The sequence below is a fragment of the Rhodoferax mekongensis genome (genome assembly GCF_032191775.1).
In the GTDB taxonomy this organism is placed as follows: Bacteria; Pseudomonadota; Gammaproteobacteria; order Burkholderiales; family Burkholderiaceae_C; genus Allorhodoferax; species Allorhodoferax mekongensis.
Genome location: NZ_CP132507.1, coordinates 506,085 through 532,033, shown reverse-complemented (window position 1 = coordinate 532,033; position 25,949 = coordinate 506,085). Strand labels below are relative to the sequence as shown.

Annotated in this window: 30 protein-coding genes; 12 read left to right on the top strand and 18 right to left on the bottom strand. The window is 61.7% G+C overall.

Annotation, left to right across the window (positions count from 1 at the left end; all coding sequences use genetic code 11):
* Nucleotides 1-3: 3 nt before the first annotated feature.
* From RAN89_RS02550 to RAN89_RS02510, 9 genes are all read right to left on the bottom strand, one after another.
* Nucleotides 4-312, bottom strand: coding sequence for a copper-binding protein (locus tag RAN89_RS02550; RefSeq protein ID WP_313868104.1), 309 nt, complete (start codon nucleotides 310-312; stop codon nucleotides 4-6).
* 12 nt (nucleotides 313-324) lie between these two features.
* Nucleotides 325-780 (bottom strand): DUF411 domain-containing protein, encoded by a 456-nt coding sequence (locus tag RAN89_RS02545; protein ID WP_313868103.1) that lies wholly within the window; start codon nucleotides 778-780, stop codon nucleotides 325-327.
* Nucleotides 780-1,259: a cupredoxin domain-containing protein gene (locus RAN89_RS02540; protein ID WP_313868102.1), complete on the bottom strand. Its 480-nt coding sequence runs from the start codon at nucleotides 1,257-1,259 to the stop codon at nucleotides 780-782. The genes RAN89_RS02545 and RAN89_RS02540 overlap by 1 nt, the downstream gene beginning before the upstream one ends.
* A gap of 33 nt (nucleotides 1,260-1,292) precedes the next feature.
* Complete coding sequence (locus tag RAN89_RS02535) at nucleotides 1,293-2,705, bottom strand: multicopper oxidase family protein (protein ID WP_313868101.1); 1,413 nt, start codon at nucleotides 2,703-2,705, stop codon at nucleotides 1,293-1,295.
* Nucleotides 2,706-2,729: 24 nt separating this feature from the next.
* A complete protein-coding gene (locus RAN89_RS02530; protein WP_313868100.1) occupies nucleotides 2,730-3,908 on the bottom strand; it encodes a TolC family protein in 1,179 nt (392 codons plus the stop codon).
* Nucleotides 3,905-4,243 (bottom strand): hypothetical protein, encoded by a 339-nt coding sequence (locus RAN89_RS02525; RefSeq protein ID WP_313868099.1) that lies wholly within the window; start codon nucleotides 4,241-4,243, stop codon nucleotides 3,905-3,907. The genes RAN89_RS02530 and RAN89_RS02525 overlap by 4 nt, the downstream gene beginning before the upstream one ends.
* A 92-nt stretch (nucleotides 4,244-4,335) precedes the next feature.
* Nucleotides 4,336-4,716 (bottom strand): hypothetical protein, encoded by a 381-nt coding sequence (locus tag RAN89_RS02520; RefSeq protein WP_313868098.1) that lies wholly within the window; start codon nucleotides 4,714-4,716, stop codon nucleotides 4,336-4,338.
* Nucleotides 4,717-4,841: 125 nt separating this feature from the next.
* Entirely contained in the window at nucleotides 4,842-5,099 is a 258-nt protein-coding gene (locus RAN89_RS02515) for a hypothetical protein (RefSeq protein ID WP_313868097.1), read from the bottom strand.
* Nucleotides 5,100-5,103: 4 nt separating this feature from the next.
* Nucleotides 5,104-5,322 carry a hypothetical protein gene (locus tag RAN89_RS02510; RefSeq protein ID WP_087495632.1) on the bottom strand — a complete coding sequence of 73 codons (219 nt, stop codon included), beginning with the start codon at nucleotides 5,320-5,322 and terminating at the stop codon, nucleotides 5,104-5,106.
* Nucleotides 5,323-5,383: 61 nt separating this feature from the next.
* Between RAN89_RS02510 and RAN89_RS02505 the strand changes: the two genes are divergently transcribed.
* Nucleotides 5,384-6,280 carry a DMT family transporter gene (locus RAN89_RS02505; protein ID WP_313868096.1) on the top strand — a complete coding sequence of 299 codons (897 nt, stop codon included), beginning with the start codon at nucleotides 5,384-5,386 and terminating at the stop codon, nucleotides 6,278-6,280.
* Nucleotides 6,281-6,300: 20 nt separating this feature from the next.
* Here the strand turns inward: RAN89_RS02505 and ssuE are convergent, their stop codons facing one another.
* From ssuE to RAN89_RS02475, 6 genes are all read right to left on the bottom strand, one after another.
* On the bottom strand, nucleotides 6,301-6,891 hold the full coding sequence (gene ssuE, locus RAN89_RS02500; protein ID WP_313868095.1) for an NADPH-dependent FMN reductase: 591 nt from the start codon (nucleotides 6,889-6,891) through the stop codon (nucleotides 6,301-6,303).
* A 195-nt stretch (nucleotides 6,892-7,086) separates the two neighbouring features.
* A complete protein-coding gene (locus tag RAN89_RS02495) occupies nucleotides 7,087-7,230 on the bottom strand; it encodes a hypothetical protein (RefSeq protein WP_313868094.1) in 144 nt (47 codons plus the stop codon).
* A 138-nt stretch (nucleotides 7,231-7,368) separates the two neighbouring features.
* Entirely contained in the window at nucleotides 7,369-8,310 is a 942-nt protein-coding gene (locus tag RAN89_RS02490) for a CysB family HTH-type transcriptional regulator (protein ID WP_313868093.1), read from the bottom strand.
* Nucleotides 8,311-8,317: 7 nt separating this feature from the next.
* Nucleotides 8,318-9,613: an O-acetylhomoserine aminocarboxypropyltransferase/cysteine synthase family protein gene (locus tag RAN89_RS02485; RefSeq protein WP_313868092.1), complete on the bottom strand. Its 1,296-nt coding sequence runs from the start codon at nucleotides 9,611-9,613 to the stop codon at nucleotides 8,318-8,320.
* A gap of 180 nt (nucleotides 9,614-9,793) precedes the next feature.
* Complete coding sequence (locus RAN89_RS02480; protein ID WP_313868091.1) at nucleotides 9,794-10,981, bottom strand: MFS transporter; 1,188 nt, start codon at nucleotides 10,979-10,981, stop codon at nucleotides 9,794-9,796.
* Nucleotides 10,981-11,901 (bottom strand): TauD/TfdA dioxygenase family protein, encoded by a 921-nt coding sequence (locus RAN89_RS02475; RefSeq protein WP_313868090.1) that lies wholly within the window; start codon nucleotides 11,899-11,901, stop codon nucleotides 10,981-10,983. Before RAN89_RS02475 ends, RAN89_RS02480 begins: the two co-directional genes overlap by 1 nt.
* A 197-nt stretch (nucleotides 11,902-12,098) precedes the next feature.
* Here RAN89_RS02475 and RAN89_RS02470 point away from each other — a divergent pair, with 197 nt between their 5' ends.
* From RAN89_RS02470 to RAN89_RS02455, 4 genes are read left to right on the top strand one after another with little or no spacing between them, the layout of a single operon-like run.
* Nucleotides 12,099-13,112 carry an ABC transporter substrate-binding protein gene (locus tag RAN89_RS02470; RefSeq protein ID WP_313868089.1) on the top strand — a complete coding sequence of 338 codons (1,014 nt, stop codon included), beginning with the start codon at nucleotides 12,099-12,101 and terminating at the stop codon, nucleotides 13,110-13,112.
* Nucleotides 13,109-13,963: an ABC transporter ATP-binding protein gene (locus RAN89_RS02465; protein WP_313868088.1), complete on the top strand. Its 855-nt coding sequence runs from the start codon at nucleotides 13,109-13,111 to the stop codon at nucleotides 13,961-13,963. The genes RAN89_RS02470 and RAN89_RS02465 overlap by 4 nt, the downstream gene beginning before the upstream one ends.
* On the top strand, nucleotides 13,956-14,795 hold the full coding sequence (locus tag RAN89_RS02460; protein ID WP_313868087.1) for an ABC transporter permease: 840 nt from the start codon (nucleotides 13,956-13,958) through the stop codon (nucleotides 14,793-14,795). The genes RAN89_RS02465 and RAN89_RS02460 overlap by 8 nt, the downstream gene beginning before the upstream one ends.
* A 38-nt stretch (nucleotides 14,796-14,833) precedes the next feature.
* Nucleotides 14,834-16,186 (top strand): LLM class flavin-dependent oxidoreductase, encoded by a 1,353-nt coding sequence (locus RAN89_RS02455; protein WP_313868086.1) that lies wholly within the window; start codon nucleotides 14,834-14,836, stop codon nucleotides 16,184-16,186.
* Between the two features lie 13 nt (nucleotides 16,187-16,199).
* Here the strand turns inward: RAN89_RS02455 and RAN89_RS02450 are convergent, their stop codons facing one another.
* Nucleotides 16,200-16,739 (bottom strand): RBBP9/YdeN family alpha/beta hydrolase, encoded by a 540-nt coding sequence (locus RAN89_RS02450; protein WP_313868085.1) that lies wholly within the window; start codon nucleotides 16,737-16,739, stop codon nucleotides 16,200-16,202.
* 134 nt (nucleotides 16,740-16,873) lie between these two features.
* On the opposite strand from RAN89_RS02450, the gene RAN89_RS02445 reads away from it, so the two are divergent.
* On the top strand, nucleotides 16,874-17,764 hold the full coding sequence (locus RAN89_RS02445) for a DMT family transporter (protein ID WP_313868084.1): 891 nt from the start codon (nucleotides 16,874-16,876) through the stop codon (nucleotides 17,762-17,764).
* Between the two features lie 51 nt (nucleotides 17,765-17,815).
* On the opposite strand, the gene RAN89_RS02440 is transcribed toward RAN89_RS02445, so the two are convergent.
* Nucleotides 17,816-18,031 carry a TOBE domain-containing protein gene (locus RAN89_RS02440; RefSeq protein WP_313868083.1) on the bottom strand — a complete coding sequence of 72 codons (216 nt, stop codon included), beginning with the start codon at nucleotides 18,029-18,031 and terminating at the stop codon, nucleotides 17,816-17,818.
* A gap of 80 nt (nucleotides 18,032-18,111) precedes the next feature.
* A complete protein-coding gene (locus tag RAN89_RS02435) occupies nucleotides 18,112-19,164 on the bottom strand; it encodes a sulfate ABC transporter substrate-binding protein (RefSeq protein WP_313868082.1) in 1,053 nt (350 codons plus the stop codon).
* A 381-nt stretch (nucleotides 19,165-19,545) separates the two neighbouring features.
* Here RAN89_RS02435 and RAN89_RS02430 point away from each other — a divergent pair, with 381 nt between their 5' ends.
* From RAN89_RS02430 to dalD, 6 genes are all read left to right on the top strand, one after another.
* A complete protein-coding gene (locus RAN89_RS02430) occupies nucleotides 19,546-20,853 on the top strand; it encodes an ABC transporter substrate-binding protein (RefSeq protein WP_087495627.1) in 1,308 nt (435 codons plus the stop codon).
* 120 nt (nucleotides 20,854-20,973) lie between these two features.
* Nucleotides 20,974-21,834: a carbohydrate ABC transporter permease gene (locus tag RAN89_RS02425; RefSeq protein ID WP_313868081.1), complete on the top strand. Its 861-nt coding sequence runs from the start codon at nucleotides 20,974-20,976 to the stop codon at nucleotides 21,832-21,834.
* A 7-nt stretch (nucleotides 21,835-21,841) separates the two neighbouring features.
* A complete protein-coding gene (locus tag RAN89_RS02420) occupies nucleotides 21,842-22,672 on the top strand; it encodes a carbohydrate ABC transporter permease (RefSeq protein WP_313868080.1) in 831 nt (276 codons plus the stop codon).
* 26 nt (nucleotides 22,673-22,698) lie between these two features.
* Nucleotides 22,699-23,742 (top strand): ABC transporter ATP-binding protein, encoded by a 1,044-nt coding sequence (locus RAN89_RS02415; RefSeq protein WP_313868079.1) that lies wholly within the window; start codon nucleotides 22,699-22,701, stop codon nucleotides 23,740-23,742.
* A gap of 11 nt (nucleotides 23,743-23,753) precedes the next feature.
* Entirely contained in the window at nucleotides 23,754-24,494 is a 741-nt protein-coding gene (locus RAN89_RS02410; protein ID WP_313868078.1) for an SDR family oxidoreductase, read from the top strand.
* Between the two features lie 44 nt (nucleotides 24,495-24,538).
* Nucleotides 24,539-25,939: a D-arabinitol 4-dehydrogenase gene (gene dalD / locus RAN89_RS02405; protein ID WP_313868077.1), complete on the top strand. Its 1,401-nt coding sequence runs from the start codon at nucleotides 24,539-24,541 to the stop codon at nucleotides 25,937-25,939.
* The last annotated feature ends 10 nt before the right edge of the window (nucleotides 25,940-25,949 follow it).

The window sequence follows — 25,949 nt, the reverse complement described above, 5'->3', positions numbered from 1 at the left end:
AACTTATCGGTCGGCTTCGAGGCGGGTGACGATGTACTTGCCGCCCTCTTGGACGACATCGAAGCGGATTTTGTCACCGGCCTTGGCGCTCTCCAGCCAGGCCGCGTCTTTGACGCCAAACACCATGGTCATGGGCGGCATCGCTATGGAGGGTATGTCGCCATGCTTGATGGTGATTTTGGCTGCAGCCTTGTCGACCTTGCGGATTTCGCCCTGGGCCAGCCCGGCGGTTTCTTGGGCCAACACGGACGCTGCGCAGACCAGCGTGGCAAGGGTGATGCCAGCCCGATGTGCGAGGTGAGAGAAAGTCATGGTGCAGTCCTTTCAGCGGTAACTCTGGAACACGGTGCGGCTGCCATTGGCGGCCACCAGCAGCACATCGAACGGGTCCTTGCGGCCCTTGTAAATGGCGCCGTCCATGCCCGGTGAGCCTATGGGCATGCCGGGTACGGACAACCCTAGCGCCTTGGGTTTGTCGCGCAGCAGACGCTTAATGTCTTCGGCGGGCACATGGCCTTCGATGACATAACCGCCTACCTGGCCGGTGTGGCAGGAGCCCAGGGTTTGCGGCATGCCCAGTTCGGCACGCTTGGCTTCGTTGCCCGTGTCGTACACCCGCACGGCAAAGCCGGCTTGCTCCAAGTGTTTCACCCAGTCTTTGCAGCAGCCGCAATTGGGGTCTTTCCAGACCTCCATGGCGGGGCCGACGGGTTTGGCAGCCCATGCGGGCGCTGCCAACAGCGCGCTGAGAGACGCGAGCACGGTTCGGCGGGTGTGCATCATTTGGCTCCCACTTTCACAGTGCCTTTCATGCCGGCGTCAAAGTGGCCGGGGTGCAGGCAGGCAAAGTTCACGGTACCTGCCTTGGTGAACTGCCAGATCACCTCACCGGTTTGGCCGGGCTCCACGCTGGCGATGTTAGGTTCGTCATGTTCCATCTCGGGGAACTTTTTCATCAACTCGTAGTGTTCCTTCAAGTCTTTTTCGGTACCGAGGTTGAACTCGTGTTTGATCTTCCCCGAGTTCTTGACGACAAAGCGCACTGTCTCTCCCCGGCGCACGGTGAGGGTGTCAGGGGTGAAGCGCATGTTGTCGGTCATGTCGATCTGCACCGTACGGGTCACCTTGGCGGCGACGCCGGGCTTGCCGATGGCCTCGGTGCCGTGCCCGTGGCCTCCGGCATGGCTTCCTGATGCAAAAGAGGCACCGGCGCCTGCCAATACTGCGCCAGCAGCTATGAGTTTGATAGTATTTTTCATGGTTACGATGGGTGTGAAAAGTGAAAGAAAAGCTCAGTGGTTCATGTGGCCTGTGGGCTTGCGCACCTGGACCTGGGTGTCGTGGTGGGGCGGCTGGGCCAGCGGCATGCTTCCCTTGCCTTCGACTTGAAAGCGCGCGGGTTCTGGCAAGGCGCCCGTCCACTCAAAGGCGCGGGTGCCCGGGGGCTGCCGGTACCACCCGGGGTCTTTGTAGTCCCCCGGCTTCTGGTCTTTGCGCACCTTGAGGATGCTGAACATGCCGCCCATTTCCACCCCGCCATAGGGGCCTGTGCCCGTCATCATGGGGGCGGTGTTGTCGGGCAGGGGCATTTCCATCTCGCCCATATCCGCCATGCCGCGTTCGCCCATCACCATGTAGTCGGGCATGGCCTTTTGCAATTTGCCTACCAGCCCGCGGTGGTCCACCCCGATCATGGTGGGCACGTTGTGGCCCATGGCGTTCATGGTGTGGTGGCTCTTGTGGCAATGGAAGGCCCAGTCGCCCTCTTCGTCAGCCAAAAACTCGAATTGCCGCATCTGCCCCACCGCAATGTCGGTGGTGATCTCGGGCACTCGCGCGGTCAGCGGCCAGGGCCCGCCGTCGCTGCCGGTGACCACAAACTCGTGGCCGTGCAGGTGAATGGGGTGGTTGGTCATGGTGAGGTTGCCCACGCGGATGCGCACCTTGTCCATCTTGCGCACGTTGAGCGTGTCGATGCCGGGAAATATGCGGCTGTTCCAGCTCCAGAGGTTGAAGTCCAGCATGGTCATGGTCTTGGGCGTCATGCTGCCGGGGTCAATGTCGTAGGCATTGAGCAGGAAGCAAAAGTCCCGGTCCACCTCGGCAATCAGCGGGTTCTTGGCCTTGGGGTGCGTGACCCAGAAGCCCATCATGCCCATGGCCATCTGCGTCATCTCGTCGGCATGCGGGTGGTACATAAAGGTGCCGGGGCGGCGCGCCACAAACTCGTAGACAAAAGTCTTGCCCACGGGAATGGGCGCCTGGTTCAGGCCGGACACACCGTCCATGCCGTTGGGCAGGCGCTGGCCGTGCCAGTGCACGCTGGTGTGCTCGGGCAACTTGTTGGTCACAAACAGACGCACCCGGTCGCCCTCCACCACCTCGATGGTGGGGCCGGGGCTCTGGCCGTTGTAGCCCCACATATTGGCCTTGAAGCCGGGCGCCATCTCGCGCACGACCGGCTCGGCCACGAGGTGGAATTCCTTCACGCCCTGGTTCATGCGCCAGGGCAGGGTCCAGCCGTTGAGGGTAACCACCGGGTTGTAGGGCCGGCCGGTGCCGGGCACCAAGGGCGGCATGGTGGCGGGTGATGTTTGCAGCACCGGTTCGGGCAGCGCGGCCAGGGCCACGCGACTGACTGAGGCGGCAGCGACCGCACCCATGGCGGTGGCGGCGGCACCGTTAAAGAAGTTACGTCGGTTCATACAGATCCTTGAATGAGGGCGCGATCAATGCGCGGGCTTGGCATCGGCACCGGCTGCGGCACCGGTGCGCGCGGGGGCACTACCTTCGGGCGACACGCCGGCCAGGACTGCTTGCACATCGGCAAACGCCAGCCAATAGTCGCGCAGCGCTTCTGCAGCCGCAAGTTCTGCCATGGTGCGAGTGCGGCTGTCAGCCATGACCTCAAACACGCTGGTCAGCATGCCGTTGTAGCGCAGGGTCAGCTCGTCGTGGATGAACTGGCGCAGCGGCAGCACCTCGTTTTGCAGGTGGTGGGCAATGTCCCACTGGGTGCGCAGGTTAAATGCAACTTCGCGTGCCTCGCTGCGCACTTGGACCGCTTGCGCACGTACTTTGGCGGCGTCGCCCAGCGCGTCCCAGCGTTCGTCAATGCTGGACGGCACATGAGTAGCTTGCTTGCGTTGCCAACTCAGGCGTTCGGCTTGCAGGCTGCTGCGGGCGGCTAGGGCGCGGGCTTCCAGATCGGTGGTGTCCGTGGGGCTGGCGGGCAATGGGGGCAGGGCGGACGCCAAGGTAAAGCCGGTTTGCGCACCCCACAGGCCCAGCACCCGGATGAGCTGCTCGCGCGCGGCAAATGCCGCTTGCTCGCCCCGCGCCAGCGCTACCGCCGCCTCAGACAGGGTGGCCTGGCTTTGGGCTTGGGTCAGGCGGTTCACATTGCCTGCACGCACCATGCGGCGGGTGAGCTCGTCAGCGGTTTCGGCCGTGGTCTTGGCCTCGCGCAGCAGCTGGGCGCTGCGTTCTGCGGCCACCGCGTTCACCCACGCTTTGTAGGCGCGCAAGGCCAAGCGGGTAGCTTCGTCTCGGGCGCGCAGCCGGGCCGGAAAGCCGGGGCTTTGCATGTCGGTGACGCTGCTGCCCTCCGCACCCAGCGCCATTTGCAACTCAGGGTTGTGGAGCAGGGCAATGCGCATGGCAGCGGGTCCATCCAGCGGGGCTTGGAGTAGCTTGGTCAGCTCATAGTCGCCTGCAAAGCTCGGGCTGGCGATGCGCAAGGGCGCGGCCGACGGGCCCAGCAGGCCGCTCAGCCTGGCCTGCACCTCCGTTTGCAGGCCTTGCACACCGCCATCGGGCAGGGCGGCATGGGCAGGGGAGAGCAGCAGTGCGAGAGAAACAGAGAGTGCCAAGGGCACCGCGCGCAAGGGCAAGAAGATGCGCATCATGGCTGCTCCTTCGGCTTCGCGGCTTGGGCTTTTTCCCACTGCAGCAGGTCGATGTGACCGCGCGGGAACTGGGCCACCGCCTTGTTGGCGGCTTTCCAGTCGGTGCTGCCTTCTTCGACGCCCTTGGGCAAGTCGGCAAACACCGAGCGGTAGGGCAGTGCGGGCACGAGGCTGGCGGCGTCACTGGCTTGCAGGGTGCGTGCTGGCTCGGTAAGGGCTGGCGCGCTGGGCTGTGCGTACGCGGGGGCGGCAAGCCAAAGTGCGAATAAAAGCACCGAAGCGAGCCCCGTGCCAAAGGCGCCGGTGGACCTCAAAAGCGGAGGCGAAAAGTACATGGATGGTTTCCTGATTCAAGGTGTCAACACCCCGCCCCAACGCTGCACAAGGCAGTGAAGGGCGGACTACAGACCCACTACGGGCCTTGGAATCAGGAAATGGGTGGTTTTTCGGCCAAGGCCGCCGGGGCGCTGGCAAAGTGGTCGGTGCGGGTCGGCACTTGCATTTGCTGGCCGAACACCGGCAAGGCTACGCGCAGTTCGGCAGGCATGGCTGCCGAGGCGCACATCTGGCAGAGCGAGCAGTTCTCGCAACCGTCGTGGCTTGCTGTCTTTGCGGCCGGCTGCTTTGTATGGTGTGGCGCTTGGGCCATCTCTTCGCAGTGGTGGCCGCCTGCATGCGTGTCGCCAGCGGCTGCGGCGGCGCTCACGTTCATCGCCAAGGTGGTGGCCATGCGTGTCGCCATCAGCTCATTGGCCATGCCGCGCAAGGGCGCCATGGCGATCAGCAGGATAAGGAGGACAACACGCATGTTTGGATGATACGCCGCAGTCCCCTGAAGTTCCTTACACCGAGGATTTGGGAGTCAAATCGACCGGTAGCGCCCATGGAATATGCGCGAGCAGCTATGAAATTCATAGTGAAAGAGTCTGCTGCTCAGAACGGCCAGTACATCCAGGCGGCAATGGTTGCCGCCACCAGCGCCATGAAGGCGGCCAGGCCGCGCTGGATCTTGCGGGTCAGTACGCAGTCGTTGCAGATGCGGCCATGTTTGTCGATGGTGTGGGGCACAGCGCCGCAGCTGTAGCACAGGCCGGCACGCTCCCACTTTTCACGCCGCTTGGTGCGCCAGGTGAACACCACCACCAGCACCAGCAACACCACGACCAGAAAGTTGAATCCGAGTTTGAGCATGGTTTTAGCGCGCTGCCATCACTTTGCGGATGCGCTCGATCGTCTCGGGCATGCGCGCCTTGCGCGACACATCCAGGCCCAGTTCGCGCGCAATATGGTTCACCACCGCCACGTTCAGGGGCAGGCCGCCGGCGTCCACCGCGCGCAGCAGCTCACGCGCGCGTTGCTCGGCAGTGCGGGGTTGGGGGCGAAAGAGGGTCGAGAGAGCGGTAAGCCAGTTCATGCATGTCCTGCGGGTTGGCAGGACTGTAGCGCGTCCTGCCTGTGCCGCTACGATTGGAACCATGCCGAACTTCATTTCCCGCTTGAAGGAGGGCAACCCCCGCAGCATCACTGCCATGTTGCTGGCCGTGATGTTGTTCTCTGTGATGGACACCCTCATCAAGGTGCTGTCTGAGCGCTATCCCCCCATCCAGATCGCTGCATTGCGTGGCGGGCTTTCGCTGCCGTTGATCGTGTTGTGGATTCATTGGCGGGGTGCGTGGCCGGAGGTGATGCGTGCACGCTGGCCCTTGCACCTGCTGCGTGGGGCGCTGGTGATCGCCATGCTGGTGCTGTTTACCGTCGGTGTGCGCGGCTTGCCGCTTACCCACGCCTATACCCTGATGTTCTTTGCGCCGCTGTTGATCACGGTGCTCGCCTGGCCGGTGCTCGGTGAGCAGGCGCCTCGCGCGCACTGGTGGGCGGTAGTGGGTGGACTTGCCGGGGTACTGGTGGCCTTGCGGCCGAGCGCGGAGGGTTTTGTCAGCTGGTCCGGGTTGGCAGTGTTGGGTGCCGCAGTGTGCTACGCCGTGTCTGCGGTGGTGACGCGTCTTTGCAGTCGTACCGACTCCAAAGACAGCCTGGTCTTGTGGGTGATGGTGATTTTGACGTTGGGCGCAGGCGTGCTCGCCGCCCCGCATTGGCTGCCCGTGCAGAGCGCGGACCTTTGGCTATGGCTAGGTTTGGCGATTTCCGGTTTTCTGGGGCAACTTGCGATTACCGAAGCTTTCCGGCATGGGCAGGCCAGTGCTGTGGCCCCCTTTGAATACACCGCTCTTGCATGGAGTCTGGCCATTGATTGGATGGTGTGGCGGCAATGGCCAGATGCATTTACCCTGCTCGGTGGCGCCATCATTGTGGCCAGCGGCTTGTATGTGCTGCGCCACGAGCAGGTGCATGCCACCGCTGATCACCCCTGACTCGCAGCACTGCCTGGTGCCTATACGCTGCAACGCACCTCTGAAAAAGCGACCGATGGGAATCGGCCTGCAATCGACAAGCCGGTTTGCAGCGTTTCTGTGATGAGCGTGTTCACTGCATCATCGATACGCTGGCCGATATCGGGGCTGACTTGGTAGCTGCCACTCTCGTTCACAGTGACTTGCGAGTCAGTGGCATAGATGCCCGGCAGGATGTGTTTGGCACCGAGCGATTGCAGGACCGGGCGCAAGGAATAGTCCAGCGCCAACATGTGGTGCGGGCTGCCGCCGGTAGCTAGTGGCAATACCACTTTGCCTTTGAAGCCGTCCTGCGGCAGCAAGTCCAGAAAGACCTTGAGCACGCCGCTGTAGGCAGCCTTGTACACCGGTGTCGCCACGATGATGACGTCAGCCTCTGCGACTTGACCGGTTGCCTGGCTGACGGATGGGTGACCGAAATCGGCCAGCAGCAAGGCCTGTGGGGACAGGTCCCGCACGCGCAAGCGGTCGACCAGCACGCCGCGCGCCTCCAGACGCTGGCCTGCGGCCTCCAAAAGGGCCGCAGTGCGTGAACGCTCTGAGGGGCTACCGGCAATGAGTAATACAGACATGTTGAGCTCTACTTGGTGAAATGAATGCGTCCATTGTGGGAGCTACCCCCCACTGCAGGAAGCAATGTTTTTTCATGTCCTTATTACCTTTTTGGATCTGCCAGGAACGTGTGGTGACGCTCAGCACCCGCACCAGATTGATGAGGATGAAGTCGTCACACGAATGGGGATTGAAAGTGCGCATGGTGTGAGCCCTCAAATCATCTTCACAGGCAGCAGCCAGAGGTTCACGATCAGGGCAACCGCCCCCACACCTGCGAGTGCATAGCCAAGTGACAGCGCCAACTCACGGAGGGTGAATGGGCTGTCGATGTCGTACGTGGAATACTTGTCTTGCATTGTTTTTCTCCCGCGGCACATGCCGCTTGCATAGGGAGTTCATTCTGCGAAGACCTTGCGCACAAGAGAAGGAATGAAACGTCAGCTTCAACTGCGCAAACCGCATAAGGGCGGGCCCTTGCAGCCCGCCCTGTGTCTTCAAGCTTCCTGGTGGTTCGCTTCCACCAACGTGCGGGCCACCACAGCCTTGTTCAAAGTCGGCACAAAGGTTTCGATGAAGCTGTAGGCATAGCCGCGCAACCACACGCCTTTGCGTAGCCCCAAGCGGGTTACGTTCACCTGAAAGAGGTGGCCTGCATCCAGGATACGCAGGTTGCGGTCCCGCTCCGCATCGAGCGCGACCGACGCGACGATGCCCACCCCCATGCCGAGTTCGACATAGGTTTTGATCACGTCTGCATCCATCGCCGTCAGCACCACATCCGGGCGCAAGCTTTCAGCGGCAAACGCGTTGTCAATATGAGCCCGGCCGGTGTAGCCCAGCTCGTAGGTGATGATGGGGTAATGCGCCAACTGGCGCAGCGTGACGGGCTCCGTCTGCTCCAGCAGTGGATGGCCCGGAGGCACCACGATGCTGTGCGTCCAGCGGTAGCAGGGCAGGGTGACCAATTGCGCGTAGTCGGCCAGCGCTTCGGTGGCCACACCAATGTCGGCCTCGCCGGAGAGCAGCATGGCGGCTACCTGCTTGGGTGAACCCTGATGCAAGTGCAGCGTGACTTTCGGAAACTTGTCGCGGAAGTCTTTCACCACCTGGGGCAGGGCGTAGCGGGCTTGCGAGTGCGTGGCAGCGACGGACAGCTGGCCCTCCAGCTGCGAGCTGTAGTCCTGGCCGGCCCGCTTGAGGTTTTCGGCATCCAGCAGCAAGCGCTCCACGATGGGCAGCAGGTCTTTGCCCGGGGGCGTGAGCCCTGTGAGGCGCTTGCCGGCGCGGTTGAAAATCTCCACGCCCAGCTCTTCTTCCAGCTCGCGGATCTGCCGGCTTACGCCGGGCTGCGAGGTGTGCAACATGCCAGCCACCTCGGTCAGGTTGTAGCCGCATCGCACGGCCTCCCGCACGGATCTCAGTTGTTGAAAATTCATGCGCCCGTCACACCGCTGCCAATGCGCTGTCCAGGTCGGCCAGCAAGTCGTCAATGTGCTCAATGCCCACTGACAAACGCACCGCATCCACGGGCACACCCGCTTTGGCCAGCTCCTCGGGCGAGAGCTGTCGGTGGGTGGTGGAAGCCGGGTGAGTGGCCAGGGATTTGGCATCGCCGATGTTCACCAGGCGGGTGAACACCTGCAGTGCATCGAGGAAGCGGGCGCCGGCTTCGCGGCCTTGGCCTTCGGCCGACTTCACACCAAAGGTCAGCAGCCCGGAGGCCTTGCCGCCCAGGTATTTCTGCGCCAGTGCATGGTCGGGGTGACCGGGCAGGGCGGCAAAGTTCACCCAAGATACTTTGGGGTGCTTCTGCAGGTGCTGCGCGACCTTGAGCGCGTTGTCGGTGATGCGTTCCAGGCGCAGGGCCAGGGTCTCTATGCCTTGCAGGATCAGGAATGCATTGAAGGGCGAAATGGCGGCACCGGTATTGCGCAAGGGCACCACGCGGGCACGGCCGATGTAGGCGGCAGGTCCCAGGGCTTCGGTATAGACCACGCCGTGGTAGCTGGGGTCGGGCTCATTCAGGCGCTTGAAGCGGGCCTTGTGCTCGGCCCAGGGGAACTTGCCGCTGTCCACAATCGCACCGCCAATGGTGGTGCCGTGGCCGCCCAGGTACTTGGTGAGCGAGTGCACCACGATGTCGGCGCCGTGCTCGATGGGGCGCAGCAGGTAGGGCGTGGCCACGGTGTTGTCCACAATAAGCGGAATGCCGTGCGCGTGCGCGATGTCGGCAATGCGGCGGATGTCGGTCACATTGCCTTGCGGGTTGCCCAAAGACTCGACAAAGATGGCTTTGGTACGTTCATCAATCAGCGGGGCAAAGCTGTCGGGGTTCTTGTGGTCCGCAAAGCGGGTAGTGATGCCGAATTGGGGCAGCGTGTGGGCGAACAGGTTGTAGGTGCCGCCGTAAAGTGCTGTGCTGGAGACGATGTTGTCGCCCGCCTCGGCAATCGTCTGGATGGCGTAGGTCACCGCCGCTTGGCCGGAGGCCAGGGCCAGGGCCGCCAGGCCGCCTTCCAGGGCCGCGACGCGCTTTTCCAGCACGTCCTGCGTGGGGTTCATGATGCGGGTGTAGATGTTGCCCGGCACCTTCAGGTCGAACAGGTCGGCGCCATGCTGGGCGCTGTCAAAGGCATAAGCCGCCGTCTGGTAGATCGGCACGGCGACAGCCTTGGTAGTGGGATCGGGGCTGTAACCGGCGTGGACGGACTTGGTTTCGAATTTCCAGTTCTCGGACATGGCGCTTCTCCTTGGTGTGTGACAAATTTGCTATGAAATAAAGAGCTGCTCGCGCATATTCCATGGGCGCTAGAGGCCTGTTTGGCATATCAATGCCAAGCATGGGGCAGTCGGCAGCGCTGATGGAAAACGACTGTAATCAGTCCTCATCAAAACTCAAACGAATAAAAAGTTGATTCTTTAAGCCGAAATCATCTGAGGCGAACGGTGGGCGCGCACACTGTTCCACGCCAGCCACGCAAACAGCGGGACAAAAACCAAGAACATGGCTTGCAGCCCTATCGCTGCACCGGTGGTGCCGCCGAGCAGGCCGCCCAGAAAGCCGCCTGTGGGCCCGGCCAGCGCGCTCAGGCCCGACACCCGGCCGCGCCCCAGCTTGGCGCCCCACACAGCAAATTGGCTCAGCGTATGAATTTGCAGCAAGCCCAAGCCCAGACCCAAGAGCGCACCGCCCGCCCACAGCCCGCCAATATTGCGGGCACTGGCTAGTAGAACCATGGCCAGTCCAGCAGCCACCGCGCCACCCACCACCGTGCGCAAGGGTCCCAAGCGTGCCGTCCACCGGCCCAGAAAAATCAGCGAGAAGATGAAAGCGCTTCCCTGCACCGCCACCAGCGAGCCGGCTCCCAGCGCGGGCAGACCCAGCTGCTGCACCGCAATCACCACGATATAGAAGGCGTAATACATGTGCGCCGCTTGCACTGCAAATTCGAGGCTGGCCAAGGTGCGCACCGCAGGCTCGGCCCACAGTGCGCGCACCGAACGGAAGATGCCCACACGGGTACCAGCTGCAGGTGGGGAATGCGGCTGCTCTCGCAACACCGGGCCGGCCAAAAGTGCCGTCAGTACAAACATGCCGGCAATCAGCCAGTAGCTGCCGGCGTGACCACCCCAATGGATCACACTGGCAGCCACCACCGGCCCGAGCAAAAACATGCCTGACATGTGCGCGCCGCGCTGCCAGCCCGCCTGCGCATGGCCGATGCGGTCCAGCGCCGTCATGAACACGGTGTTGAGCGACACGAAGCGCAATGGCATCAGAAAGCTGATGCACGCCGTTACGCCCAGCAAGAAAAAGGCATGGGGCACCGCAGGAATCAGGGCGTACAGCGCCCCCATGAGCCAGCTGCCCGCAATGAACAGCCGCGCCGGCCCGAAGCGCTCCACCCAGAAGCCCACCGGCAGGCTCATGAACAGAATGCCCACTGATTGGGCGCCCGCCATGGCCGCCAACAACCAGCCCTGGGCGCCCAGCTCCAGCGCGTACAGGGTGGTGGTGAACTTGGCCAGGCCCACGCTGGTCCCCATGAAGGAGGACAGCAGGGCAAAGCGCAGCAGAAAGGCGTGGCGGGTGAAGAACCCGCGCATCAGGCGGGGTGCGTGACAGCGTTGCCGGGCACGAAGCTGCGTTGGCCGTCCACAGCGACGGGAACCTCGCCACGCACGGTCACGCGGCGTACTACGCGGTGTTGCTTGCCGTAGTCGTTGATGGCGTAGTGTTGGGTGGCGCGGTTGTCCCAGATAGCCACGTCGCCTGTCGTCCATTGCCAGCGCACGGTGTTCTCCAAGCGGGTAATGTGGTGTTGGAAGATTTCGAACAGGCGGTCCGAATCGTGGGTGTTGTAGCCGGCAAAGCGCTTGACGAAATGGCCAGCCACCAAAGTGCGTTCGCCGGTTTCGGGGTGCACGCGTACCAGGGGGTGCTGCGCCTCAATCAAGCGGGCGCGAAATACTTCGCGGTAGTGCTGGGCACCCGCGTCATCGGGCTCCACGCGGGTGGCGGCGTAGTCGTAGTCATTGCTGTGCACGGCCCACAGACGATCGGCCAAGGCACGCAACTCCTCAGGGAGCTCCTCATAGGCAGCTGCCGTGTTGGACCAGACCGTATCGCCTCCGGACTCGGGGATCGTTACCCCGCGCAGTACCGAGACCTTGGGGTAGTCCACATCAAAAGTCACATCGGTATGCCATGAGTTTGCACGCCCGCCGTGCTGGGAGTCCAGCTCCAGGATCTGTGTGCCGTTGCGCGAAGGCACGGTGGGGTGGGCCACCACGTCACCCCACAGGGATGCAAACGCTTGTTGCGAAGCGTCGTCAAGGTGGTGCTGACCCCGGAAGAAAACTACCTTGTAGCGCAACAGCGCTTGGTGGATGGCCGCGAAGGTCTCCGGTGCGAGTTCGCCAGAGAGACGCACGCCCTGAATAAGGGCACCAATGCGACCCGCCAGGGGTGTGATCTCCAGCGGCGCAGCTGCGGTGGCGAGTGGGCTTTGCAAAACAGCAGACATAAAACTCCTTGATGTGACAGCGTGAAAACAGAGAAGAGGCCTGCATGCTAAGAAGCCGAAGCCCTTCCGCGAAGCGCGCATTTCGCATGAACACATCTGCTTTTTGTTGCGGTGTTTGCTTGGTCGTTTTTCTTCGTTGTCGATGGCGTGTTGCGTCTCTACGCTGACACCCCATGAACAACCAACGAGGGAAACCCATGCAAAAAATCATCAAGCTTTTCGCAACCGCCTGGCTGGCGTGGAGCGCCATCAGCCCCGCCGCAGCCCAAGAAGCACTGGAAGTCACCGACATCCGTTACCAGGGCACCGTGGGCCAGGTGGTCTGGATCGAACTGGCCGAACACCTGGGCAATCTGGCACCGCTCAAGGCCAAATGGGTGGGCAACACCATCAGTGGCCCGCAGGATGTGCAAGCGGTGGTGACGAACGACATCGATATCGGCGGTGCCTTTAATGGCGCACTGGTCAAGCTCATTGTCAAGAAAGCGCCTGTGAAGGCGGTGATCGGCTACTACGGTGTAGATGACAACACCTGGACCGGCTACTACGTCAAGAACGACAGTCCCATCAAAACTGCCCGTGACTTGCTGGGCAAGAAGGTGGCCATGAACACCCTGGGTGCCCACCATGATTTCATGGTGCGTGAATACTTGGAGCGCAACAAGGTGACGGACGAAGAGGCCAAGCAGGTCACCTTTGTCATCACGCCGCCCGTCTCCGGCGAGCAGGCGCTGCGTCAAGGCCAAGTGGAGGTGAGCACGCTGGGCGGCATCTTGCGGGACAAGGCGCTGGAACGCGGCGGCATCCGCCCGCTGTTCACAGACCGTGACTTGTTCGGCAACTTCACCGCAGGTTCCTATGTGCTGCGCAACAAGTTCATCGAGCAAAACCCCAAGGCCTCCAAGCACCTGGTGGGTGCGATAGCCAAGGCGATTGAGTGGGCGCGTGTGACACCACCTGCCCAGGTGCGCAGCACCTTCGAAGGAATCATCAAGGCCCGGGGTCGTGCCGAGAGCGCTGACGCTATCCAGTTCTGGAAAAGCACCGGCATTCCTTCGGTAGGCGGTGTGGTGCTGGACAAGGATCTGCAGGTCTGGATTGACTGGCTGGTGAAGGAGGACATCATCAAGGCCGGGCAAGTCAAGCCTTCGGATCTCTACACGAACGCCCTCAACCCGTACGCGAATGGCGCAAAGGTGGCAACGAAATGAGCACGCCCAAAATCCGGTTTGAAAACGTCAGCAAGACGTTCGCCGTGCGGTCTGAAGACGGCACACCCGCCCAGCGCTTTGTGGCGCTGGACAACGTGAGCCTTGACGTGCGCGCTGGTGAGTTTCTGGTTCTGGTGGGTCCAAGCGGTTGCGGCAAATCCACGTTGTTGGACCTGCTGGCAGGCCTCGCCTTGCCCAGCAGTGGTCGCGTGCTGATTGACGGCAAGCCCATTACCGGTCCTGCTCGGGACCGTGGGGTGGTCTTTCAGCAATACGCGCTGTTTCCGTGGCTCACCGCTTTGGACAACGTGGCCTTCGGGTTGGAGATTGCCGGGCTGGGCCGCAGTGAGCGCCGTGCCAAGGCGGCCGCTTATCTGGACCTGGTGGGCTTGAGCGCTTTTGCCAAGCACTACCCCCACGAAATGTCGGGCGGCATGAAGCAACGCGTGGCCATTGCCCGCAGCCTCGCCTATGAGCCCGAGGTGCTGCTGATGGACGAGCCCTTTGCCGCGCTGGACGCACAAACACGCGAGACCTTGCAGGAGGAGTTGGTGGACATCTGGCACCGAACCGGCAAGACGATTGTGTTCATCACCCACGGTATTGACGAAGCCGTGGTGCTGGGCCAGCGCGTGGCGGTGATGACCTCGCGCCCGGGGCGCATCAAAGAGATCGTGGACATCCCTGACACCTTGCGCGCCGACACGCCCGATGTGCGCTCGCTGCCCCTGTTCGGCGAATTGCGCCACCAAATCTGGTCCCTGTTGCACGACGAGGTGGCCGAAGCGCGCCAGCAGCGCCGTGCCCGTATTGCCACCCTGCCCGCTCGCAAGGAGAGTTTCCATGTCTGATGTTTCGTTGACTGCGGGTGCTGTTCCGCTGGTGTTGAGTACGCCCTCCGTTTGGTTGCGGGTGTTGAGGCGGGTGCTGCATTGGGGCTGGCGTTCTGCGTTGGTAGTCGCGCTGGCTGCGTGGTGGGAGTTGGCTCCGCGTCTGGAGTTGACGGATCCCGCCTTCTTCCCGCCACTGAGCGAGGTGCTGGCTGCAGGCTGGGCCTTGGCTTTGAATGGCCAGCTCTGGCAGCACACGTCGGCCAGCGTAGGCCGGGCGCTGGGGGGCTTTGGCATTGCCGTGTTGTATGCCGTGCCCCTGGGGCTGGCCATCGGCTGGTACCGCAGCTTGGGGGACTTTCTGAACCCGCTGATTGAGCTGCTGCGCAACACCGCGGCGCTAGCCCTGTTGCCTGTGTTCATTTTGTTGCTGGGCATTGGCGAAGTGTCCAAGGTGGCGATGGTGGTCTACGCCTGCTCCTGGCCCTTGCTGCTCAACACCATTGCGGCGGTGAAGCAGGTGGACCCGCTGCTGATCAAGTCGGCCCGCACCATGGGCGCCAGTGCGCGGCAGTTGTTCATCAAGGTCATCTTGCCCGCCTCGGTGCCCACCATCTTTGTGGGTATACGCCTGGCCAGTGCCACCTCCATTCTGGTGTTGGTAGCCGCCGAAATGGTGGGTGCCAAGTCCGGCTTGGGCTACCTGATCATTTACGCGCAATACAGCTTTCTGATTGCCGACATGTACTTCGGAATCATTGCCATCACCGTCATTGGCGTGGTCTTTAACGCCTTGCTGCAAGTGGCAGAGCGCCGCCTGACCGCCTGGAAACCGGGCGCAGGCAACACCTGATTTTTCACTCAAATTTTCATTCGCAAAAAGGAACTGTCATGTCAAAACGCAAACTGCGCCTGGGCGCATTCATCATGGCTACCGGCCACCACATTGCTGCCTGGCGCCACCCCGGCGCGCAGATCGACTCCGGCACCAATATCGATCACTACATTGAGGTCGCCAAAACGGCCGAGCGCGGCCTGTTCGACCAGGTGTTTGTGGCCGACAGTCCCGGTCTGTGGTTTGAAGGCAGCGACGAAGCCTTCAGCCGTCAGGGCCGTGTCTCGCACTTCGAGCCGGTGACGCTGTGGGCTGCACTGGCAACGGCCACCAAGCACATCGGCTTTGTGGCTACGGCCTCCACCACCTATGAAGACCCGTATCTGCTGGCGCGCAAGTTCGCGTCCTTGGACCACATCAGCAAAGGCCGGGCAGCGTGGAATGTGGTGACGACCGGGGCAGAGAATGTGTACGGCAACTTCGGTTTTGACAAGCACCCCGACCCCGAGACGCGTTATGAGATTGCGCACGAGTTTGTGGATGTGGTCAAAGGCTTGTGGGACAGCTTTGAAGATGACGCCTTCAGCCGCGACCCGGCGAGTGGCGTGTACTTTGACCCCGCCAAACTGCACACCCTGAACCACGTCGGCAAGCACCTCAAGGTGAAAGGCCCGCTCAACATCGAGCGCTCACCCCAGGGCTACCCGGTGATCGTGCAAGCAGGCTCGTCCGAGCCGGGCAAGGAGCTGGCGGCTGCGACCGCCGAGGCGATCTTCACCGCCTGGACCAGCCTGGCCGAGGCGCAGGCCTTCTATGCGGATGTGAAAGGCCGGCTGGCCAAGTACGGCCGCCGCCCTGATCAGTTGCTGGTGCTGCCCGGCATTTCACCCGTGGTGGGCCGCACGCAAGAGGAAGCTGATGCCAAATGGGCCGAGCTGCAAAAGCTCATCCACCCCTCGGTAGGCCTGAGCACAATTGCACCTTTCTGGCCGGGCGAAGATTTGACCAAGTGGGACCTGGACGCACCGCCGCCCTACATTCCCCAGCCGCCCTTGGGCCGTAACAGCCGCGCACATGTGGTGCTCGAATTGGCCCGCCGCGACAAGCTCACCGTGCGCCAGTTGTATGAGTACCTGGCGGGTGCGCGGGGTCACTGGGTGGTGGTGGGTACCCCCGAGAAGATTGCCGACGAGATTCAGAACTGGTTCGAGAACGGCGCAGCCGATGGCTTCAATGTGATGCCACCGGTATTGCCTGAATCACTGGACGACTTTGTGGAGCTGGTCATTCCGGAGCTGCAGCGCCGGGGCTTGTTCCGCACTGAGTACGAAGGCACAACCTTGCGCGAGAACCTGGGGCTGGAGCGCCCGGCCAATCAGTTCACGGTGCAGAAGCAAAAGGCGGCTTGAGGAAGCGCTTGCTTCAAGCGACTGCAGGGCTTGCGACCGGAAGCAAGCTCTGCAGCAATGCGCTGCCCAGAGGCCAGGGGCCGAAGCCGGCCTCTACGTTGATGTGGCCGGCGTCGGGCAGGCGCACGAATTCACTCTTCCACGCCCGTGCATAGGCACCCGCGGTGCGTACCGGGCAAAACGGGTCGTTGGTGCTGGCCACCACAATGCTGCGGTAGGGCAGGGGCTGGTAGGGCACGGGGGCAAAGTCCGCCAGAATGCCGCGCCGTTCGGGGTCGGCCGGAGCCACGAGCAGGGCGCCCACAATGCGCTCTACCGCTTCCGGCGGCAAGTGGCTGGTAGCAATGCAGCCCAGGCTGTGCGCAGCAATGACGACCGGACCACCAATCTCCAGAATGTGGCGCGTGATTGATGCGACCCAAGCGGTGCGCGTAGGGGTGATCCAGTCATCCTGATGCACGCGCACTGCGCCCGGCAGTTGTTCGGCCCACAGGGTTTGCCAATGGCCGGGGCCGGAATCACGCCATCCGGGAACAATCAACACAGTAGACATGGACTCACCTTCAAAACTAGCGAGGGGCCATTCTGCGCAAGCGATGTGCGAAACCCAACGAATACTTTGTTGTTTGCTTATGCAAGGCAAGCATGGCCATCAGAGTGTGAAGCGCGGGTCTTTAAGATCGGTAGATGATTTCGCGCTCCACCTCCTCCGCCTCGCCGCTGGCCGCCCTGTATCCGCTCTTGTTTGTGGCCCTGTGGAGCACCGGCTTTATCGGGGCCAAGTTCGGTTTGCCGTATGTGGAGCCGCTCACCTTTCTGGCAGTTCGCTATGCCGCGGTGCTGGTGCTGATGGGGCTGGTGGTGTGGCACACGCGGGCGCCCTGGCCACGGACGTTGCGCGAGTGCGGGCACATTGCCGTGACCGGCGTGCTGGTGCATGCGGTGTATCTGGGTGGTGTGTTCATCGCCATCGGCCATGGGCTGCCGGCAGGTGTGGCGGCCATTGTGGTGGGGCTGCAGCCTTTGCTTACCGCGTTGGGCGCCGGCTGGTTGTTGCGAGAAAAAGTGCGGGCTACGCAATGGGCGGGCTTGGCGGCTGGCTTTGCAGGCGTGACTCTGGTGGTGGCGCACAAGTTGGCCGCCGGTGCGGGGCTGACCACCTTGTGGACCTTGTTGTTCCCGGTGGCTGTGGCATTGCTGGCCATCACGGCCGGCACGTTGTACCAGAAGCGCTATTGCCCTTCGTTTGATTTGCGCACGGGCTCGCTCATTCAGTTCATTCCCAGTTTGGTGTTGACGGGCTTGGCGGCAGCTGCCACCGAGACCATGCACATTGAGTGGACCGGGTCCTTCGTGTTTGCGCTGGCGTGGCTGGTGCTGGTGTTGTCCTTGGGGGCGGTCACGCTGCTCAATGTGCTGATCCGCAGTGGCACGGCCGTCAACGTGGCCAGCCTGTTTTACCTGGTGCCGCCTTGCACCGCGCTGGTGGCCTGGGCCCTGTTTGGCGAGACGCTGACCGGCTTGGCACTCGCCGGCATGGGGCTTACGGTGTTCGGGGTCTGGCTGGCGCGCAAATAAAAAAGCCCGGGGCCTTGAGGCCGCGGGCTGTGCTGGCTGTGATGCGGGCGATCAGAGCTTGGCGATGGACACTTCGGTGGACTTCACCAGCGCGACCACGTCTGAACCGATGGCGAGTTGCAGGTCGTCCACAGAGCGCGTGGTGATGACAGAAGTAACGATGCCCCAGGGGGATTCGACGTCGATTTCCGAGACCACGTCGCCGCGGATGATTTCACGTACCTTGCCTTTGAACTGGTTGCGTACGTTGATGGCTTGAATGGACATGGCAGTTTTCCCTTGTTGTGAATCGCTATATTTTTGATAGCTGCTTGCGCACATCCCATGGGCGCTAGCAGCCTATTTGCTTACTTTTTGGTGTAGATCTGGTCGAAGCTGGCGCCGTCGGCAAAGTGGTCCTTGTCGGCCTTTTCCCAGCCACCGAAGGCTTCTTCGATGGTGAAGGTCTTGAGCGGTTGGAACTGCTTGGCGTATTTGGCTTTGGCCTTCTCGGAAATCACGGGGCGGTAGAAGTTCTTGCCAGCGATGTCCTGACCTTCTTCGCTGTAGAGGTACTTCAGGTACTCCTCCGCCACGGCACGGGTGCCTCGTCTGTCCACGTTTTTGTCGACCACGGCGACGGCAGGCTCAGCCAGGATGGACAGAGGAGGGGCTACCACGTCGAACTTGGCGCCGAATTCTTTTTCCAGCAGATACGCCTCGTTTTCCCAGGCGATCAGCACATCACCCTGGTTGCGCTGGGCGAAGGTGATGGTGGAGCCGCGTGCACCGGTGTCCAGGATGGGCACGTTGGCGAACAGCTTGGCGACGAATTCTTTGGCCTTGGCGTCGCTGCCGTATTTGCGCTTGGCAAATTCCCAGGCGGCCAGGTAGTTCCAGCGTGCGCCACCCGAGGTCTTGGGGTTGGGGGTAATGACTTTGACGTCAGGGCGGATCAGGTCATCCCAATCCTTGATTTTCTTGGGGTTGCCCTCACGCACGGCCAGCACGATGGTGGATGCATACGGTGTGGAGTTGTGGGGCAGGCGCTTTTGCCAGTCTTTGTTGATCCAGCCGCCGTTCTTGGCGATGGCGTCGGTGTCGCCGGCCAGGGCGAGGGTCACCACATCAGCGTCCAGCCCGTCGATCACAGAGCGGGCCTGCTTGCCCGAGCCGCCGTGGCTTTGTTTGATGGTCACGTCCTGGCCGGTTTTGGCCTTCCAGTACTTGGCAAACGCGGCGTTGAATTCCACGTACAGCTCGCGGGTCGGGTCGTACGACACGTTGAGCAGGGTGATGCTTTGTTGCGCAAGGGCCTGGCCGGAAGAGGCTGCAAGGGCGCCAGCGAGTACCAGCGTACCGAAGCCGCGGCGGGAGAGGGAGGCGTTGTGAGACGCGATGGCAATAGATGCAAAGGGCATATCAAATCCAGAAATCAACGCGTTAATGCGATAAAGGTGATTCTGAAAGCCCTTCGTTAAAACTGGAACAACGGAATTTTCAGTTCTAAATAACCAAATCATCCGTAGAGGCCCAGGATTGGTCGTGTTTGCCGGCCAGCGAACCGCTTGCGCACTCAGAGGGACTGACCGGACTTCTCTGGCCAAACTTTGCAAAAATTTCCGGAGATCAATACGTTATCGCATCTGTGTGGGAAAACCCTAGTCCCATGGCGCATCAAAATACACGCAATCGTCCCGAAAGTATCAACCCCGCTGGGGGGCGACTTCTACTATTCAGCCCTGTCGATGCACGGTTGGCATTGGCTGAACACCCCGAAATTAACAACAGGAGACAGTTTCATGAAACTCAAAGCATCTCTGGCTTTGGCCTTTGGTTTGATGGCAGGCGCGTCTTTCGCCGCTGACACCGAGCTGGTTATCGCCACCGTGAACAACGGCCACATGATCGAAATGCAGAAGCTCAGCAAGAACTTCGAGCAGGCCAACCCCGACATCAAACTCAAGTGGGTGACTCTTGAAGAAGGCGTACTGCGCCAGCGCGTGACCACCGACATCGCCACCAAAGGCGGTCAGTTTGACGTGATGACCATCGGCATGTACGAAACCCCGATCTGGGGCAAAAAGGGCTGGCTGCAGGAACTGAAGACGGATGCCAAGTACGACGCGGACGACATCCTGCCCGCCATGCGCAACGGTTTGAGCGTGGACGGCAAGATGTTTGCCGTGCCTTTCTACGGTGAATCCTCCATGCTGATGTACCGCAAGGACCTGGCTGACAAGGCCGGCATCAAAGTGGCCGACAAGCCCACATGGACCGACATCAAGGCCCTGGCTGCCAAGATCCATGACCCCAAGAACGGCGTGTACGGCATCTGCCTGCGCGGCAAGCCGGGCTGGGGTGACAACATGGCCTTCCTGAGCACCTTGGTGAACACCAACGGCGGCCAGTGGTTTGACATGCAGTGGAAGCCCCAGCTGGAAAGCAAGCCCTGGAAGGACTCCATCAACTTCTACGTGGACCTGCTGAAGAACTACGGCCCTCCCGGCTCTTCTGCCAACAGCTTCAACGAAATCCTGGCGCTGTACAACGAAGGCAAGTGCGGCATGTGGATTGACGCGACCATTGCAGCGTCTTTCATTACCGACCCCAAGCAGTCCAAGGTGGCTGACAAGGTGGCATTTGCGCAGGCACCAACCGCTGTGACCCCCAAGGGTGCCAACTGGCTGTGGGCATGGGCACTGGCCATTCCATCGGGCTCCAAGAAAGTGGATGCAGCGAGCAAGTTTGTGACTTGGGCAACCTCCAAGGAATACATCGAGCTGGTGGCCAAGACCAATGGCTGGGCCCACGTGCCTACCGGTACCCGCAAGAGCACCTACGCCAATCCTGAGTTCCAGAAGGCTGCTAAGTTTGCAGCTGCTGAAAAAGCAGCCATCGACTCCGCCAACCCGAACGACAGCACCTTGCCCAAGAGCCCATATGTCGGCGTGCAGTTTGCGGCGATTCCTGAGTTCCAGGCCATCGGCGCCACCGTGGGTCAGGAAATGAGTGCAGCACTGGCCGGCAAGAAGTCGGTAGACGCAGCCTTGAAGGCCTCTCAGGTCGCAGCAGAGCGCGAAATGAAGAAGGCCGGCTACTACAAGTAAGCATCTCTCCCGGTAGGTTGACTTCAGGCGCGCGGGGGAACCTGCGCGCCCTTTTATGTCACGTTTTCCGCCGCACTCCATGCCCCGGCTGGCCGGCGACGCTCAGTGAGAGACATCTTCATGAACCGATTTATTCCCCGCGCCCTGATGGCGCCGGCAGTGATCACCCTCTTCTTGTGGATGATCGTGCCCTTGGTGATGACCATTTACTTCTCGGTCATCCGCTACAACCTGATGCAGCCCGACCAGAGCGGCTTCATCGGACTGGAAAACTTTGAATACTTCGTGACCGACCCTTCGTTCGGCACGGCAGTGATGAACACCCTGCTGCTGCTGGGCAGCGTGATCCTGATCACAGTGGTGTTGGGTACTTTGATTGCGCTGCTGATTGACGAGCCTTTTCCCGGCCGTGGTCTGGTGCGCATCCTGCTGATTTCACCGTTCTTTGTCATGCCCACCGTGAATGCTTTGCTGTGGAAGCACATGATGATGAACCCCATCTACGGCGTGCTGGCGCAGGTATGGATCTTCTTCGGCGGCACCCCGGTGGACTGGTTGACGGACTTCCCGCTGTTCAGCGTGATCGTCATCGTGTCCTGGCAGTGGCTGCCGTTTGCCACGCTCATTTTCATTACCTCCCTGCAGAGCATGAACCGCGAGCAGTTGGAAGCCTCCCGCATGGACGGCGCCAATTACCTGCAGCAACTGCGCTACCTCTACCTGCCCCACATGGCCCGCTCAGTGGCGGTAGTGGTGATGATCGAAATGATCTTCCTGCTCAGCGTGTTTGCCGAGATCTACACCACCACCGGTGGTGGCCCGGGCGATGCGAGCACCAACGTGGCCTTCCTGATTTTCAAGCAGGCGCTACTGAATTTCGATGCCGGTGTGGCTTCCGCGGGCGCGCTGTTCGCCGTGGTGCTGGCCAATATCGCCGCCGTCTTCCTGATCCGCATGGTCGGCAAGAACCTGGACAAGTGAGCTGCACATGACACAACCCAAATCTTTCCCCTGGCTGCATTGGCTGCGCACGCTGGTTGCGTGGCTGGTGACTCTGGTGCTGTTCTTCCCGCTGGGCTGGCTGGTGCTCACCGCCTTCAAAACCGAGCTGCAAGCCATCTCGGTGCCGCCTCTGGTGTTCTTCACGCCTACGTTGGAGAACTTCCAGATCGTGCAGGAGCGTAGCGACTACATGCTCTACGCCAAGAACTCGCTCATCACCAGTGTGGCGTCCACCATTCTGGGCTTGATGCTGGCGTTCCCCGCCGCGTACGCCATGGCCTTCTTCAAAGGCAAGTACACCAAGGACATCCTGATGTGGATGCTCTCTACCAAGATGATGCCCGCTGTGGGCGCCCTGGTGCCGGTGTATGTAATGGCACAAACCAGCGGCTTGCTGGACACCCGCACCGGACTGGTGATCGTGTTCACCTTGTCCAACCTGCCCATCATGGTGTGGATGCTGTACTCCTACCTGAAGGAGATCCCGAACGAGATTCTGGAAGCCTCCCGAATGGACGGCGCCACACTGTGGAGCGAGTTCCGCTACGTGCTGTTGCCCCTCACCATGGGCGGTCTGGCCTCTACCGGTTTACTGACCCTGGTCCTGAGCTGGAACGAGGCCTTCTGGTCCCTGAACCTGAGTGCCGCCAAGGCCGGCACGCTGGCCACGCTGATTGCCAGCTACTCCAGCCCGGAGGGCCTGTTCTGGGCCAAGTTGTCCGCCGCGTCCTTCATGGCGATTGGCCCCATCGTGGTCTTCGGCTGGTTCAGCCAGAAGCAATTGGTCCAAGGCCTGACCTTCGGCGCCGTCAAGTAACAAATAAAGATCAGGAGACTTCTTTCATGTCTTACCTCCAACTCAGCGGCGTTGAAAAGCTGTTCGGTGAACACCGTGTTATCAAGGGCATTGACCTGGCCATCAAGCAGGGCGAATTTGTGGTGTTTGTGGGCCCGTCCGGCTGCGGCAAGTCCACACTCTTGCGCCTGATTGCCGGTCTGGAAACCATCGACGGCGGCAGCTTGCAGCTCGACGGCCGCGACATCACCCACCAGCCTTCCAGCAAGCGCGACCTGGCCATGGTGTTCCAGAGCTACGCGCTCTACCCGCACATGAGCGTGTTCGAGAACATGAGCTTTGCCCTGAAGCTGGCCAATGTGGACCCCGCCATCATCAAAGACAAGGTGGACCGCGCCGCCAGGATCCTGAACCTCACCAACTACCTGCAACGCACACCGAAAGAGTTGTCCGGCGGGCAGCGCCAGCGTGTGGCGATCGGCCGCGCCATCGTGCGGGCTCCCAAAGTGTTTTTGTTTGACGAGCCGCTCTCCAATCTGGATGCAGCCCTGCGCGGCCAGACGCGTATCGAGATTGCCAAGCTGCACCGCGACCTGGGCGCCACCACCATTTACGTGACGCACGACCAGGTGGAAGCCATGACCTTGGCCGACCGCGTGGTGGTGCTGCGCGACGGCAACATAGAGCAAGTGGGCACGCCTCTGGAGCTGTACGACCGCCCGGCCAACCAGTTTGTGGCCCAGTTCATCGGCACCCCGCAAATGAACGTGGTCGAAGCCGCCAAGCTGCCCTCGGTGACCATCGTGGCCGGTGTGCAGGTGCCTGCGCTGGGTTCCATAGGCTTACGGCCTGAAAGCATCACGCTGGTGCAGGCCGGCCAGGGCGCTGTGCAAGCCAAGGTAGAGCTGATCGAGGCTCTTGGCGCTGAGACCCTGATTTATGTGACTACCCAGAGTGGCGCCCAATTGGTGGCCCGCTTGAACACCCGCACCGATTTACATGTGGGCGCCGACGTAGGCGTGCAGATCGATGCCGACGCGGCCCACCTGTTTGATGCCAACGGCCGTGTCGTGGCTGCGGGCGCACTTTGATGTCCGCCCTCATGACCTCTCAATCACAGCAACCTCTGCAAGGTCAGGTGGCCGCGGTTACCGGTGCCGCATCAGGCATCGGTTTCGCCAGCGCGAGCGCCATGGTTCACGCCGGTGCCCGCGTGGTGCTGATTGACCGTGATCGCACCGCTTTGGACAAAGCCTGCGCCACCTTGGGCTCCCAAGCGGTGCCCCTGGTACTTGACCTGCTGGACCGCGATCAGTGCGCCAGCCTGCTAACCCAAGTGCTGGCCTTGGAAGGGCGCCTGGATGTGTTCCACGCCAACGCCGGCCTGTATGTGGGAGGCGACCTGGTCGACAGCGATCCAGATGCCATCGACCGCATGCTCAATCTGAACATCAATGTGGTGATGAAGAACGTGCACAACGTGCTGCCGCACATGATCGCGCGGGGTTCAGGCGACATCATCGTGACCAGCTCACTGGCTGCGCACTTTCCTACCCCCTGGGAGCCCGTGTATGCGTCGTCCAAGTGGGCTATCGACTGCTTTGTGCAGACGGTGCGCCGCCAGGTGTTCAAACACGGCCTGCGCGTCGGCTCGATTTCCCCGGGGCCGGTCATCACCTCCTTGCTGGCCGATTGGCCCGCCGACAAGCTGGCAGAGGCCAAGGCCAGAGGCAGCCTGCTGGAAGCCTCGGAAGTCGCTGACGTCGTGATCTTCATGCTGACCCGCCCGCGCGGCATGACCATCCGCGACGTGGTGATGATGCCCACCCAGTTTGATCTTTAAGCGATTTCCCAGCGAACCCTGATCCACTTTTTTCACGCCTGACCATGACCACGATTCTTCACCTCGGACTGGGCTCGTTCCACCGCGCACACCAGGCGCTTTACATCCACGAACTGCGACAACGTGGAGATACCGAATGGTCGATCACCGGCGGCAATTTGCGCCCGGACATGCTGGCCACCATGGAGGCCCTGCAGGCCCAAGGCGGCGCGTACACGCTGGAAACCGTGACGCCCCAGGGCGAGCGCAGCTACACACGCATTGAGTCGATCGGGAAAGTCATTCCTTATCAGGATGACTTGGCCCCGCTGATTACAGCAGGCGCTGAGGCTGCCACCCGCATCATCTCGTTCACGGTGACCGAAGCCGGCTACTACCTGGACGCGAAGAACCAGCTGGACTGGGCCACCTTTGCGGACCTGCGGGCTGACCTGGAGGCGGTAAAGGCAGGCCGCGCCGGCCACACTATTTACGGCGGCTTGGTCAGCATCTTGCGGGCCCGCATGCGCAGCGGCGCCGGTGCGGTGACCCTGATGAACTGTGACAACCTCCGCCACAACGGCGAGCGTTCGCGCGCCGGCTTGCTGCAGTTCATTGACGCACTCGGCGACACCGCGCTCAAGGCATGGGTAGAGCAGAACACCAGCAGCCCCAATGCCATGGTGGACCGCATCACCCCGCGCCCCACGCCGGATGTGGCCGAGCGCGTGAAAGCCGCTACCGGCTGGGACGATCAAGCCGCCATCATGGGGGAGAGCTTTATACAGTGGGTGATTGAAGACAACTTCATTGCCGGCCGCCCTGCCTGGGAGCAGGTGGGCGTGGAGATGGTGCAGTCGGTTGACGCCTTTGAGGAAGCCAAGATTCGGCTGCTGAATGCCACCCACAGCTGCATCGCCTGGGCCGGCACCCTGGTGGGCTACCAGTACATCCACGAAGGCACGCATGACTCCGTCATCCGCCGCTTTGCCTATGACTACGTGACGGACGACACCATTCCCGTGCTGGATACGCCCGAAAAGCCCAGTCCGCTGGACCTGCGCGCCTACCGCGACGTGGTTCTGGATCGTTTCGGTAACCCTGCCATTTGCGACACCAACCAGCGCGTGGCCATGGACGGTTATTCCAAGATTCCAGGGTTCATTGCCCCCACCATTCGCGAGCGTCTGGCCCGGGGTGAATCCATCTCGAGCGTGGCGATGTTGCCTGCGCTGTTTCTGGCTTACCTGCAGCGCTGGCACCGGGGTGAGATTGCCTACACCTACCAGGACCAGGCCATGGATCCGGCTGCAGCGCACGCCATGTGCGAATCTGCCGACCCGGTCGCGGCCTTTGCAGCAGACACGGTGCTCTGGGGGGCGCTCGCTTCGCACCCGCAGCTGGTAGGCGCCTTGCGGGTGGCGCACGAGCGGGTAGGCCTGTTTGTGAAGAACCACTTGGGCTGAACGCCCGGAG